General features: G+C 64.7%; 10 protein-coding genes and 1 pseudogene. 6 read left to right on the top strand and 5 right to left on the bottom strand.

The annotated features are described in order from the left end of the window. Positions 1 to 107: 107 nt before the first annotated feature. The 4 genes from A37E_RS0115385 to A37E_RS0115370 form a co-directional block, all read right to left on the bottom strand. Positions 108 to 1,304, bottom strand: a complete 1,197-nt coding sequence (locus A37E_RS0115385) for a hypothetical protein (RefSeq protein ID WP_029557419.1) — start codon at positions 1,302 to 1,304, stop codon at positions 108 to 110. Positions 1,305 to 1,718: 414 nt separating this feature from the next. Beyond that, positions 1,719 to 2,648: a plasmid partitioning protein RepB C-terminal domain-containing protein gene (locus A37E_RS0115380; protein WP_029557418.1), complete on the bottom strand. Its 930-nt coding sequence runs from the start codon at positions 2,646 to 2,648 to the stop codon at positions 1,719 to 1,721. A gap of 1 nt (position 2,649) precedes the next feature. Further along, positions 2,650 to 3,540, bottom strand: coding sequence for a plasmid partitioning protein RepB C-terminal domain-containing protein (locus tag A37E_RS0115375; protein ID WP_029557417.1), 891 nt, complete (start codon positions 3,538 to 3,540; stop codon positions 2,650 to 2,652). Continuing rightward, a complete protein-coding gene (locus A37E_RS0115370; protein ID WP_280938444.1) occupies positions 3,540 to 5,111 on the bottom strand; it encodes a recombinase family protein in 1,572 nt (523 codons plus the stop codon). Before A37E_RS0115370 ends, A37E_RS0115375 begins: the two co-directional genes overlap by 1 nt. Positions 5,112 to 5,229: 118 nt before the next feature. On the opposite strand from A37E_RS0115370, the gene A37E_RS26510 reads away from it, so the two are divergent. Continuing rightward, positions 5,230 to 5,589 carry a hypothetical protein gene (locus tag A37E_RS26510; RefSeq protein WP_081837621.1) on the top strand — a complete coding sequence of 120 codons (360 nt, stop codon included), beginning with the start codon at positions 5,230 to 5,232 and terminating at the stop codon, positions 5,587 to 5,589. A gap of 298 nt (positions 5,590 to 5,887) precedes the next feature. Here A37E_RS26510 and A37E_RS0115365 read toward each other — a convergent pair whose 3' ends face one another. After that, the gene (locus A37E_RS0115365; RefSeq protein ID WP_029557415.1) at positions 5,888 to 7,159 is read right to left on the bottom strand and encodes an integrase family protein; all 1,272 of its coding nucleotides are present in this window, start codon (positions 7,157 to 7,159) and stop codon (positions 5,888 to 5,890) included. 330 nt (positions 7,160 to 7,489) lie between these two features. On the opposite strand from A37E_RS0115365, the pseudogene A37E_RS27455 reads away from it, so the two are divergent. The 5 genes and pseudogenes from A37E_RS27455 to A37E_RS0115345 form a co-directional block, all read left to right on the top strand. Beyond that, positions 7,490 to 7,732 (top strand): annotated as a pseudogene (locus A37E_RS27455) (hypothetical protein); the annotation flags it as partial. 99 nt (positions 7,733 to 7,831) lie between these two features. Continuing rightward, positions 7,832 to 9,184: an LLM class flavin-dependent oxidoreductase gene (locus A37E_RS0115360; RefSeq protein WP_029557414.1), complete on the top strand. Its 1,353-nt coding sequence runs from the start codon at positions 7,832 to 7,834 to the stop codon at positions 9,182 to 9,184. 31 nt (positions 9,185 to 9,215) lie between these two features. After that, positions 9,216 to 10,469 (top strand): acyl-CoA dehydrogenase family protein, encoded by a 1,254-nt coding sequence (locus A37E_RS0115355; protein ID WP_029557413.1) that lies wholly within the window; start codon positions 9,216 to 9,218, stop codon positions 10,467 to 10,469. Positions 10,470 to 10,499: 30 nt separating this feature from the next. Beyond that, positions 10,500 to 11,972, top strand: a complete 1,473-nt coding sequence (locus tag A37E_RS0115350) for an FAD-dependent oxidoreductase (RefSeq protein ID WP_029557412.1) — start codon at positions 10,500 to 10,502, stop codon at positions 11,970 to 11,972. 40 nt (positions 11,973 to 12,012) lie between these two features. Beyond that, positions 12,013 to 12,903 carry an ABC transporter permease gene (locus A37E_RS0115345; protein ID WP_081837620.1) on the top strand — a complete coding sequence of 297 codons (891 nt, stop codon included), beginning with the start codon at positions 12,013 to 12,015 and terminating at the stop codon, positions 12,901 to 12,903. The last annotated feature ends 72 nt before the right edge of the window (positions 12,904 to 12,975 follow it).

Below are 12,975 nucleotides of genomic sequence, written 5' to 3'. Positions count from 1 at the left end.
GCGCCGCCCTCTTCCTCTGAGGGCAGCGCCGCAGAACCGACAATCCGGAAAGCTGGAACCGCACGAAGCCGGAGACACGACATTCCGCATCTCCGGCTTTGCGGATCTCAGGCAGCCCGGTCGAGGAGCTTCTTCGCCCGGGCCTCCAGATCGAGGCGGGCGTCCTGGTGCGGCTTGTCGCGCGCCACCGCCGTAATGCCCTGCACGAAGTCGAAGATGCTCTCCGGCTTGCGGCCCTCCTCGGCGAGCACGGTGTCGATGACCTTCTGCGTCTCCGCCTTGGAGAAGCCCTTGCGACGCAGGAACTCGGTACGGTCCTCGTCGGTGCGCGCCACGATGCGCTCGCGGGCCGCCCTGATTCCGTTGACGAAGGGCATGGGCGAGGAATTGGCGAAACGCTCAAGGGCCGGCGCGGCCTGATGGGCGAAGCGGGAGGCGGCATACTTGGAGTGGCGGATGGTGATCTCCTCGAAATCCTCCACGCCCCAAAGGTTGCGGTTCTGGCACACGGCCCGGAGATAGAAGCTGGCAATGCCCAGCGTCTTCGCGCCCACCTCCGAGTTCCAGCAATAGAAGCCCCGAAAGAACAAGTCGGGTGAGCCATCCGGCAACCGGCCGGCCTCGATGGGGTTGAGGTCGTCCACCAGGAACAGGAAGACGTCCCGGTCCGAGGCATAGAGCGTGGTGGTGTCCTTGGTGATGTCGACGCGGGGATTATAGATGCCGGTCGACCAGTCGAGCACGCCCGGCACCTTCCAACGGGTATCGCCGGTGCCGTTGCCGGCAATGCGGCGCACGGCGTCGACCAGCTCATGGTCGTAGATGCGGCCATAGTCGGGACCGGTCACTGCCCGGAGCTCGACGCGGCCGCCTTCCACCTCCAGCGTCTTCACCTGCTCGGCGCGGTGCATCAGGAGGCCGTGCTGCAGGTTGATGCCGGCGAGCGGCGCCGGAAGCTGCCGCAGATAAGATGCCGGTGCGCCGATGAGGCTCGCGAGCTGGCCGAAGCTCCAGTGGGTCGGGGCCACAGGCGCCTCCGTCCCGGGCAGCGCGATCGTCAACCGCTCCGGCATGTCGCGGCTCGCCTCCACACGGATGGCGACACTTTCCACGGTCCGGGTCCTGCTCCGGTCGGACCGGCCGCGCACTGCGCCATAGAGCTCCGACAGGGACAGATAGCGCTCGTCCGCCGGCCGGGAGAACCACTCCGAAGATACCCTCCCGATCACCCCGCCACGTCTTGCATCCACTTTGTAACCGCCGGCGGCTTCCTGGCTCACATCCAGAACCTGAACCTCAGTCATGCGACCAAACTCCACGACGGGTGCTGGGAGCCTCTCTCCCAACCCTCAATCCGTCATGGAAATCCGGTCCAACCTCTTTCTCTCGGTAGCCCCATTCGAGCGCTATACGAGAATGCTCCTCCCTGTCCGCCATCAATTCCCCGGCGCGCTCCATGCAGGGCGGGGAACATCCCAAGCAATTGCAATGATGCAAATGCTAGCAGAAGGGGGCGCACGGTGAGCGCTCGGCACTCTACCGGCACGCCCCCGGTCCCTAGTGCGCGGCGACAAACCGGCACGCGGCCAGCCGAAAACTCGGCGACCTTGCGGGCTCCGAGCGGGTTCGCCGCCATCCCCGCCGCCGCGCTTGATCCGCCCCATCGTGCGGCGTCTCCCGCGGTCCCCGCGCTTATCGGGTCCGGGTCCCCTTTGTTGTCATTCCGCAGCAGTCCTGTCCGGACCAATGTTGCCAATTTCGGCTATCGCCTGGAACTCGGGCAAGTATTCCTGTCGATGTTGCGACAGCCATCGCACCACGCGGGAATTTGTCAGCAACTTGGCAATATAACCCTTGGCCACCGTCAGGTGCAGATTGTCGACGCCATACGTCTCTTCAACTGATTTCACTTGGCTTTGAAGACTCGCCAGCTCTCGTTCCATGCGAGAGATCTGCTCCGATGTGACCGCTGTCGCGCCTGCCGGCTTCCGCTTTCGCGGGTCGACGAGTTGGTTCTCCGGCGTAGCGACGAGCAGGGCTTTGGCAAACATTGTCGAGAAATTGTTCTGGCCGACCATCAGCTCTGCCGCCTCAACTTGCCGGATGGGCACCATGCGGCGAAGGAGGTCGAAGACGGACAGCGGGCAGGAAGTATCCTTCAGCTGCTCGACAGCATCTGCGCAGATTCCATCGAGCATGCGGAAGCGGCGTCGGATCGTGTGAATATCGAGACCCAGCGCCTCGGCGATCCGCTCGGCAGGCACACCGCGATCCACCGCTCGAACGATCATCCGGTGCTCTTGAACCGCCGACAACCTATTGACGCGCTTGTTATAGGTGTAAGCTTCATCATCCGTCGAGATCAGGCATTCGACCTCGTCGATGCCGAGGTCCTTCAGCGCTTCGATGCGCATCAGGCCATCCAGCAGGAAATAGGTGGCCGGCTGCTTGCGATCGGGCGTCACCACCGGGGCTTCGACGAGGCCGATGGCGCGTACCGAGGAGAGGATCTGGGCGTATTTCTTACTCTCCTTCGCTCCGGACCGCAGGGTCTTAAGCGGCACGATCTGACCGATTTTCAGACGCCGCGCCTCACGCTCGAATGCGAGCCTGACGCGTCTGCCGTCTTCGCTCTCGCTGCCTGTCATCTCACTGCCTCCCCTTGATCCGCGCCGTAAGAGCGCGAGGCATCGTGTCCAGCCTCTCGGCGCGCAAAAGCGTTGTGAAGCCGTCGTCCAGGAGGAGTTCTTTGAGCGATTCGACGATAAACAGGAGTTTTGCCTGCGCGTAATCCGACTTTTTGACCAATAGGCGCTGTTTTTCAGCCTCCCTCTGATAGAGGCGCATGAGGTCCGCTGCGGTAATCTTCCTTGGCGGATTCTTGATGCCTAGGCCGTTATCTCTGACCGTCTTGCTGCGCTTCATCCTCTGGTCAAGCATGCGACGCACGGTGCTAAGCTTCTTGCCTTTTATCGTGCCGGCGGCATACGCATCCATAAGGACGTTTTGAACTTCAGTGTGTTCAGCTCGAGCAATGTCGACGGCGAAGCTGATCGGGACGAGCCCTGTCTCGACGGCAGCGACGAGACGTTCTTCTCCATTCTCAAGCAAGGTGGCGATCATATTCACCCAACTCGGGGTGACACCGATTTTCTGCGCCACCTCGGCATCGGAATAACCGCGCTTGTGGAGACTCCCGATCTCATGCATGAGGTCGATAGGTCGGTGCTGGCGCCGCGCGACGTTCTCAACGAGGCTCATGACAAAGCAGTCGGATTCAGGTGCGTCGATCACGATTGCCGGGATCTTGGTCTCGCCGAGCATGCGAAATGCCTCTAGCCGTCCCTCCCCACACACAAGATCGTATCTCGCCGTTCCGGGTCCGGGGCGGCGGCTTACAGTAATCGGCCGCTTCAGGCCTATGGCTTCAATGTTGTCGACGATCTCGCGATGCGTTCGCTTATTACGCGCGCGGGGGTTAAGGATATTGATCCTTGCGATTGAGATCATCTCGACCTTATGGTCCACCGAACGGGGCATCAGGCGGCCTCCGTAACAATCACAGGCTCCAGAAGCTCGTAGAGAGGGTCGAGCGAGTCGAACCTGTAGCCGTCAATGGCTAAGCCATTGTCCTCGGCGAGCTTCAATTTTTCTGTGGCGATATCGATGCCAGGAAACAGATAATAGTCGAGCGGGCGTTCATTGGAGGCATCCATTCTCACGGCGATGGTGATGTCCGGCTGAAGGCCTGTGTCGAAGCGCAGCCGCCATCGGAAGGAGCCCGCCGACGTGCGATGGCATCTGGCTATCACGACGGAAATCGCCAGCTCGCCGTTCACCGAGATCCGGTCAGTGCCCGCGTCCGTAGACAGATGGCATCCTATATCGCGAAGCCTCCCGAGGATCTCAGAGACAACGCCTGGGTGGAGCGCGCGCAAGCCGCGGTTGATCTCGACATAGCGATAATCCCGTCGCGGTGTATAGCCCACAAGGTGGTATGCGCGCAGGAGACTGCCGAAGCGGGATCGATATGCGCTGCTCGAAGGCAGACCCTCCGCTTCGTCAATGATGAGGCCTGAAAGCAGGCCGAGGCTTCCACGCAAGTCTTTCAACGCATCGAGCATTTCCTGATCCGACATCCGAAACGACCGGGCTCGAATGATTGTTTGAGCCGCCTCGAAGACATGGCGATCGATGATCGCCGGAAAGACCCCTTCGGCTCTGATCCACATTTCGGGTCGATTTCGAATGCGCTTCTTTTTCAGTTTGAATGAAACTCGATTCCAAACGTTGTTGCCGATGTACTTTTCATTGATCAGAACCTGATGGACCGTACCGCGGGTCCAGGGGCGGCCGGCTTCTCTCGTCGAGCCCCGTTTGTTCAGTTCCTCCGCGATCTGTCTTTCGGATGCCAGGTCTTCTACGAACCGTCGGTAGATCGTGCGGACCACGGCGATTTCGCCATCAGGCCCAGACGTCAGCACCACGCGGTCGGTCTGAATGCTCTTCTGCTCGCCGCGGTTCAACTCTCCCTTAGGGGTGCCCGATTGGTCGATGAGCGCGCGGCGTAAGCCAAAGCCTGGCGGACCGCCTTGACGAAATCCCAGTTCAATCAGCCGGCATTGCCCTGCGAACACCTTCACGGAAAGATCGCGGCTATATTCGCCGGCCATCGCTCGCTTGACGCCCTTGACGATGGTCGAAACGGGACTGCCATCGTTCTCGAATTGCTCGGCGCAATATTGCACCGAGATGCCAGAGCGCTTGCAGATGTACTCGTAATAGGCGCTTTCATCGGCATCCTGGAAGCGTCCCCACCGACTGACATCGTAGACCAGGATCATTTCGAAGTCGGCGCGGCCGGCGTCGACATCGTCGATAAGCTGCTTCAGGGCGTCTCGCCCATCGATGCTAAGACCGCTCTTACCTTCGTCTGCATATGTTTTGACAATGTCGATTGTTCGGGCGGCAGCGTATTGGCGGATCGCTTCGGCCTGGTTCTCGGTCGAGTATTTCTGATGCTCGGTCGACATGCGGACGTATTGAACGGCGCGAGGAGTTTTGCGGACCCCTTCCTGGCCACCATTACGCTGGTCGCTTCGCTCCACCACGATACGTCATCCCTGGTCACGCCTGTCGCCGAGGCAAAGCACCGGCGGGCATATGCTCGCTTGGGCCAAGCGAGCCGCCCCGCATTGCCAAACAGAGTAACTGCGGAGGATGGGCAACATGTTTCCGAAAGAGGGCAAGAAATTACCCCGCGGACCGCGTGGATCAGGCGGCGACGGTGAGTTTGCACAGACCATCGCTGCCGCACTAAGAGGAGAGCTGGGCACGACGCACCAGGCCATCAAGACCGCGATGCGTTGGACGGGAACCAGCGAGCGAACGGTAAAGCACTGGTTTGCTGGAACTCATGCGCCGAGTGGGCCACATCTGGCATCTCTAGCGCGGCATTCAGATTCCGTGTTGATGTGCTTTTTGCGGGCCGCTCATCGCCCAGCATTGTCCGTCGGTACGCACTGGATCAGCGTCAGAACGATGCTCGTCGAGTTGGTGGAGGCGATTGATCTGCACTACGGCCTTTAGCGACTGAAGGCCGTCGCCGGCAGGACCATTTTTACCATCGCCCTTGTTAAGGCTGCCGTTTCGGCATCCGTTATCGACCACATTGCCGATGGGGTACCGAAGCTAGGGGCCTATCTCGGGCGACCACTGCCTTGTTTATGAGCTCGGGTGCCGACGGACCACCGTTTCGTCGGGGAGCGCAGAGCGAGCCGCTCCGACCCATTGGGGGCATGGCCTGAAGGCTACGCGACGTGGTCGGGGAGAGGGCAGCCCCCGACGCTGCCTCCGTCCATGCCCACTGTGCATCAGGGGGCAGGAGCTACTCTGCTGCTGCGGGTATTGCGGAGGATCTTTGGGCGCCTCTGGCGAGTAGCTTCTCGATCTCGTCCGATGTCATGCGCACCGCAAGCTTCAGCGCTTCGTCAATATGAATGTAGTCCTGCGTGACGCTGCGCGATGCGAGCCCAAGCATCGCGCGGATCGTTAGCTCCGAGAAACCGAGATCGCCGGCAACGCTGCCAAAGGTGTGCCGAAGGGTATGTGGTGTCGCCCCACTGATGCCCGCGAGCGTGCAGACACGATCCAAGCATGAGCTGACCGCTGTGAATGGTCCATCTGTGATATCGGACGGAAACACATGCGGGTTACCCGCAACAGTGGGCTGAGCGTCGACGATACGGATTGCCGCCGGACCTATAGCTCGAACCTGTGCGTCACCCTTGGTGTCGGGGAAAGCCACGTAGCCACCCTTCGGATGGACCCACGCGCGGCACATGGCTTGCGCTTCTTCACGTCGGTAACCCGTCAGCAGAAGCAAGCGCAAGACGCCGAGAGCTGTCGGATTCTCTCCGTTTCGTTCGGCATATGCGATGGCCGTACCGAGCGCCTCGATCTCAGCAACGCTCAAGCGTCGGTTCTTCTTGTTGCCTGTCAGCTTTTTCGCACCCTTCGTCGGGTGTTCGGAAAGAAGTCCTTTGTGCTTGGCGTGGCCGATGATGGCCTGAAGCGTCCCGACGCACCGTCCGGCCACACCTGCGCCGCCTGAGGCCTTGCCACCGCGCCCACCGGTGCGCGGCCTCGCGGTCTTCCCATTCTTAATATCAGCCTGCATCTGCTCGACATCTGCGATGGTCAGGTGGCGGACGACACGCTTTCCAAGCAGTGGCGTTATGTGTGTCCGGATCCGACTTGCGTCCATGTCGAGTGAAGACGCCTTGATCGGCCGGTTCTTGCGGCCGAGAATGTTTCCCGCTCGCGCTTCGGTGAGGTACCAGTCGCACATCTCAGCGACAGTCATTCCGCTGCGAGCCTGGCGAGCCTCGTCCGCCGGATCCTCGCCGGCAGCGACTGCGCCGAGCTTGATCTTGGCCTTGTCCCGAGCCTGCTCGACGGTCATGACTCCATAGCGGCCGAGATTGGTCCGCCGCTTGATCCCCTCAGCGTTTCGATATTGCAGGATGAAGGTCTTGAGCCCCGAAGGCAGAACCCGGACTCCAAAGCCGCGGATTTCGCTGTCCCAGTGAACGATTTGATTCTCCGTGGGGAGGGCGAATGCGTCGATAGCCCTCTTCGTCAGCTTTGTGGTTGGCATGCCGTTCCCCCGTGGAGACAAAGGTCCGCAAAGCGCGGTCTTGTCTCCAAAATGTCTCCAACAGAACGCGCTTCATTGGCTAAAGGAGGATATTGCGTCGCAGGCCGACAATCAATAACTACATGACAAATAGCATATTTTAGAGCCATAGCGTATCGCGGCGTAGCAGTATTTCGAAGTTGCCAAGGTTGGGGTCGAGGGTTCGAATCCCTTCGCCCGCTCCAGTTTCTCTCAAGAAAATCAGATGGTTGGCAGACGCCTTTTGGGGCGTTTTCTGCTTCCATTGACATTGGCCGTGCACCGTGGAAGCGGAATGGAAGCAGCGCGGTCGGCCTGAGCCCCGCGCAGCTCGCCCCTGCCTTCGTCACCAGCCGGCCGTTCGCGACCTCCAACATCATCGGCGCCACCACCCTCGCGCAGCTGGAGGAAGATCTCGGCGCGCTCGACGTGACCCTGACGCCCTGCACCAGTTGCACGGAACCCCCGCGCCCTGAACGGCCCCCACCGCCGGCCCGGCAAAGGCCGGCGGCGCCTCTGGCCCGACTTGCGCGATATTTTCCATTAAATTTATAGACAAACTTATTTGTGATCGTAGAGTAGCCGGCACCGATTGGCCGGCACCCGTTTCCAACGCGAGTCACCGGCCGGTCTCCGCCCTTCGGGAGAGACGCCATGGCCCCGCGCCAGCTGCACCTGAACGTCAACACCCTCAATGCCGGCTTCTACAGCTCGGCCTGGCGTGCGCCGTCGTCCGATCCCGGCGCCTATGCCGACATCGCCCATTATGTGAAGGTCGCCCAGATCGCCGAGCGCGGCACCTTCGACGCCATCTTCCTCGCCGACGTGCCGGCCTTCTCCGACCGGCCGGACCTGCGCCCCTTCCAGGCGCTGGAGCCGACCATCGTGCTGGCGCACGTCGCCGCCGCCACCGAGCATCTGGGCCTGATCGGCACCGCCTCCACCAGCTTCAACGACCCCTACAATCTCGCCCGCCGCTTCGCCTCCCTCGACATCGCCAGCAACGGCCGGGTGGGCTGGAATATCGTCACCACCGCCGACGCCTCAGCCGCGCGCAATTTCGGCACCGACGAGCTTGAGGCCCACGCCAATCGCTACGAGCGCGCCGACGAGTTCGCCGACGTGGTGACAGCCCTGTGGGACAGCTGGGAGGACGACGCCTTCGTCGGCGACAAGGCGTCCGGCCACTTCATCGACACCGCCAAGGTCCACCCCATCGAGCATCGCGGCCGGCACTTCTCGGTGCGCGGGCCGCTCAACGTGCCGCGCTCGGTGCAGGGCCGGCCGGTTCTGGTGCAGGCGGGCGGATCGACGGACGGCATCCGCCTCGCCGCGCGACATGCGGAAGCCATCTTCTCCGTCGCCCACACGCTGGAGGAGGCGCTCGCCTTCGCCGGTTCGGTCCGCACCCAGGCCCACACCTTCGGCCGCCGCGGCGACGACATCGTCATCCTGCCCGGCCTCGCCACCATCATCGGCTCCACCGAGGCTGAGGCGCGCCGCCGCGAGGAGGAGCTGTGGGCGCTCACCCCCGGCGACTACGGGCTGCGCCGCGTCGCCGGCATTCTCAAGGTGGACCCCTCCTCCCTCGATCTCGATGGCCCGCTGCCTGAGGTGGCGCGCCCGGTGGACGGGATGCAGACCTTCTTCGACGCTCTGGTGGGCGCGGCGGATCGCGAGAAGCTGACCGTGCGCCAACTCATCCGCCGCTTCGGCGGCTCCACCGGCCACCGGGTCATCGTCGGCACGCCGGAGGCCATCGCCGACGACATCGAGGCCTGGTTCACCGCCGGCGCCGTGGACGGCTTCAACCTGATGCCGGACGTGCTGCCCGAGGGTCTCGAAGTCTTCGTCGACCATGTGGTGCCGCTGCTGCGCCAACGCGGGCTGTTCCGCACCCATTATTCCGGCCGGACGCTGCGGGAGCATTTCGGCCTGCCCCGCCCCGCCAGCCGCTTCGCCCCCGGCACGGCGGTCTCCGCACCGCGCGTCGCCGTCGGCGGCTGAGCTGCCCTTCATCCCGAGGATCCATCCGTCCATGAGCCAGATCGAAGACGCCTGGGGCGCCGGCCCCACCGACCGGTACGAAGAACTCGCCAGCCGGTTCCGCCCCATCTTCCGCGACATCCGCGACAGCGCGGTGGAGCGCGAGCAGACCCACCGCCTGCCCCGCGCCGAGATCGCTGCCCTGAAGGAGGCCGGCTTCACCACCCTGCGCCTGCCCAAGGACGAAGGCGGCTTCGGCGCCACGTTGCCCGAGCTGTTCAACCTGCTCATCGAGCTGTCGGAGGCCGACAGCAACGTCACCAATGCGCTCCGCGCCCATTTCGGCTTCACCGAGGAGGTGCTGAACTCGCCCTTCAAGGACTATCGCGACCGCTGGGTGAAACGCATCGCGGCCAGGGAGACCTCGGGCAGCGGCTTCACCGAGGGGGCGGACAATGCGGTCGGCCACTTCAACACCCGCATCGTGCGCGACGGCGACCGGCTGCGCCTCGACGGGCATAAATTCTATACCACCGGCTCCCTCTTCGCCGACTGGATCAATCTCGGAGCCGAGGATGAGGAGGGCAACTTCATCCTCGCGCAGGTGCCCACCGGCGCGCCGGGCGTGAGCATCGTCGACGACTGGGACGGCTTCGGCCAGCAGCTCACCGCCTCGGGCACCGCGAAGTTCGACAACGTCACCCTCTCCGACGACCTCATCAACCCACAGCGGAAGCGCTTCCGCTATTCGGTCGCCTTCTACCAGCTCGTCCACCTCGCCACCCTCGCCGGCATCGGCCGGGCAGCGGCGGGCGACGTGGCGCGGCTCGTCTCGGTGCGCAAGCGCGTGTTCAGCCATGGCAATGCCGACCGTGCGGGCGCCGATCCGCAGATCCTCCAGATCGTCGGCAAGGTGCGCGCCAGCGCCTACGGGGCCGGCGCGGTGGTGCTCAAGGCGGCCGAGGCGCTCCAGCGGGCCTATGACACCCGCGAGCGGGAGACCTCCGAGGGACAAGACAACTCGGGGCAGGACCTTTCGGTGGCAGTGGCGGACCTCGAGGTGAACCAGGGCGTCACGGTGGTGACCTCCCTCATCCTCGATGCCACCTCCCATCTGTTCGACGCGCTGGGCGCCTCCTCGGCGCGGCGCGGGGTGGGCCTCGACCGCCATTGGCGCAACGCCCGCACCCTCTCCTCCCACAATCCGCGCGTCTACCGCGAGCGCATCGTCGGCGACTTCGCGGTGAACGGCACCTGGCCCCCCGGCCCCTACCGCGTCGGCGACGGCATCGCCAAGGCCGGCTGACCGCTCCTCCTCCTTCACTGGACAAGACCCATGACCACGCCCGCCACCCCCGACATCAATGCCCTCGCCCGTCTTGCCGCGCAGGCTCAGGCCGACCTCTCCCGCATCGGCGAGACCGGCACGGACTGGGTGCCTGAGGCCGAGGGCATCGAGCACAATGTGGTGGTGGTGGGCGCCGGCCAGAGCGGCCTTGCCGCCGCCTTCGGCCTCCGGCGCGCCGGCATTGGCCGCGTGAGCCTCGTCGATGCCGCCCCGGCAGGCCAAGAGGGTATTTGGCGCGGCCCCGCGCGCATGACCATCCTGCGCACCCCCAAGGTGCCACCGGGCCCGGAACTAGGGTTGCCGAGCCTGTCGTTCCAAGCCTGGTACGAGGCGGCCTATGGAGTCGAGGCCTATGCCGCGCTGCCGACCGTGCCGCGCGAGATCTGGGCGGACTATGTGGCGTGGTTCCGCTCGGCGTCCGCCGTCGAGGTGCGCGATGGCGTCACCCTGACGCGGGTGGAGCCGCAGGAGGGGCGGCGAGAGGAAGGGGGGCTGCGGCTCCACTTCACGGCGGAGGGGAAGACCTTCACCGAGACCACCCGCAAGCTGGTGCTCGCCACCGGCATCGCCGGGTCGGGCGGACCGTTCATTCCCGATGTGGTGGCGGACCTACCCGGCAAGCTGTTCGCCCACACCCACGCCTTCGACCTGAAGGCCCTCGCCGGCCGGCGCGTCGCCATCCTCGGCTCGGCGGCCTCCGCCTTCGATGCGGCAGGTGCGCTGCTGGAGGCCGGCGCGGGGGCGGTGGACCTGTTCTCGCGCGGCGCGGACCTCGCCCGGGGCTCCGCCATGAAGCCGTTCGGCTTCTTCGGCGCCTGGGAGCATTTCCACGCACTGCCCGATGCCGACCGCTGGGCGGTGATGGCCCATTTCCGCCGCCGCGCCTCCTTCCCGCCACCGGCGGCGGTGAAGCGGGCGGTGGCCCATGCCAACTTCCGCATCCACCTCGACGCCGGCTGGCGCGCGGTGGAGCCGCACGGGGACGGCGTGCGCATCACCCTCAATTCGGGTGCCGTCTTCGACGCCGACTTCATCCTGCTCGGCACCGGCTATCAGGCCGACGCACGGCTCTACCCGCCCTTCGCCGATTTCGCTCCCGCGATCGCTCGATGGTCGGACAAGGTGGCGGTCGAGCCCGAAGACGCCGCGCTCGCCAGCGCGCCCTATCTCGGCCCCGCTTTCGAGCTGGTGGAGACGGAGAAGGGCGCCGCGCCCTTCCTCGCAGATATTCACTTCCTCGCCTTCTCGGCCATGACCAGCACCGGCCGCCCGGTGGGCGACATCGCGAGCCTGCGCCACAACATTCCCCGCGCGGTGGCCGCCATCGGCCGCGACCTGTTCGTCGCCGACCGCGCCAAGCACCTCGCCCGCTTCCTCGCGCCGGTCGGCACCGACGACCTGCCGCACGACCTCTATGCCGGCGCCATCGACGCCGGCGACACGCTGGCGGCCGCCGAATGAGCCGCCGCCTGCCCACAACCCTTCGCTCCGGAAAGCCGAGATGACCGTTCAACCGCCTCCGCCCAGCTTCGGCGCTTCCGGCGCCAGCCAGACGCCCGCATCCGCGGCGCTGGATCTGGTGGACCTCAGCCCGCGCTCCGGGCAGACCCCGGCCCGCTCGCGCTTCGGCAAGACGGCACGCTTCGCCTCCCGCGCGCTGGTGCCGGCGCTGCTTCTCGCAGTGTGGCAGGCAAGCTCCAACCTCGGCTTCGTCGCCCCGGAGGTGCTGCCCTCCCCCGCCGAGATCATCGCCGCCTATGCCGAATTGATCCGCACCGGCGAACTCCAGTCCGCCATTCCCGCCTCCCTTGCCCGCGCGCTGACGGGGCTGGCGCTGGGGGCGAGCGTCGGGCTGGTGCTGGGCCTCTTCGCCGGCCTGTGGCGCGTGGGCGAGGAACTGTTCGACGCGCCGCTGCAGATGCTGCGCACCATTCCGTTCATCGCGATGATCCCGCTGTTCATCATCTGGTTCGGCATCGGCGAGCAGGCGAAGATCGCGCTCATCTTCGGCGCCACCATCTTCCCGGTCTATCTCAACACCTACTCCGGCGTGCGCGGGGTGGACCAGAAGCTGATCGAGGCGGCGCGGGTGTTCGGCCTCTCCCACGGACGCATCGCCACCCGCGTCATCATCCCAACCGCTTTGCCGTCCATCCTCGTCGGGCTGCGGTTCGCGGCCGGCGTGTCGCTGCTGGCGCTGGTGGCGGCGGAGCAGATCAACGCGCGCTCGGGCATCGGCTTCATCCTCATCAACGCCAACCAGAACCAGCGCACCGACATCATCATCGCCGGCATCATCGTCTACGCCCTGCTCGGCATCGTCATCGACCTCGTGATGCGTTTGGTGGAACGCCTCGCACTGCCCTGGAGGCCCAGCCTTGTCCTTGCATAGCTCTTCTCCCGCTCCCGCCGAAGCCATCGCCCTCGCCGGCCTCGACCTCGCCGCGCCGCCCGCGCCTGTCCA

Origin of the sequence: Xanthobacter sp. 91 (genome assembly GCF_000702385.1) — a bacterium.
GTDB classification, from domain to species: domain Bacteria; phylum Pseudomonadota; class Alphaproteobacteria; order Rhizobiales; family Xanthobacteraceae; genus Xanthobacter; species Xanthobacter aminoxidans.
This window is presented reverse-complemented; position numbering and strand designations above follow the sequence as displayed.

What these genes read in the sequence shown, in the direction of transcription:
- A37E_RS0115380 (WP_029557418.1), bottom strand. Translation starts at nt 2,648, where the DNA reads ATGACAGGCAGCGAGAGCGAAGACGGCAGACGCGTCAGGCTCGCATTC.
- A37E_RS0115375 (WP_029557417.1), bottom strand. Translation starts at nt 3,540, where the DNA reads ATGCCCCGTTCGGTGGACCATAAGGTCGAGATGATCTCAATCGCAAGG.
- A37E_RS0115355 (WP_029557413.1), top strand. Translation starts at nt 9,216, where the DNA reads ATGAGCCAGATCGAAGACGCCTGGGGCGCCGGCCCCACCGACCGGTAC.
- A37E_RS26510 (WP_081837621.1), top strand. Translation starts at nt 5,230, where the DNA reads ATGTTTCCGAAAGAGGGCAAGAAATTACCCCGCGGACCGCGTGGATCA.
- A37E_RS0115385 (WP_029557419.1), bottom strand. Translation starts at nt 1,304, where the DNA reads ATGACTGAGGTTCAGGTTCTGGATGTGAGCCAGGAAGCCGCCGGCGGT.
- A37E_RS0115345 (WP_081837620.1), top strand. Translation starts at nt 12,013, where the DNA reads ATGACCGTTCAACCGCCTCCGCCCAGCTTCGGCGCTTCCGGCGCCAGC.
- A37E_RS0115350 (WP_029557412.1), top strand. Translation starts at nt 10,500, where the DNA reads ATGACCACGCCCGCCACCCCCGACATCAATGCCCTCGCCCGTCTTGCC.
- A37E_RS0115365 (WP_029557415.1), bottom strand. Translation starts at nt 7,159, where the DNA reads ATGCCAACCACAAAGCTGACGAAGAGGGCTATCGACGCATTCGCCCTC.
- A37E_RS0115360 (WP_029557414.1), top strand. Translation starts at nt 7,832, where the DNA reads ATGGCCCCGCGCCAGCTGCACCTGAACGTCAACACCCTCAATGCCGGC.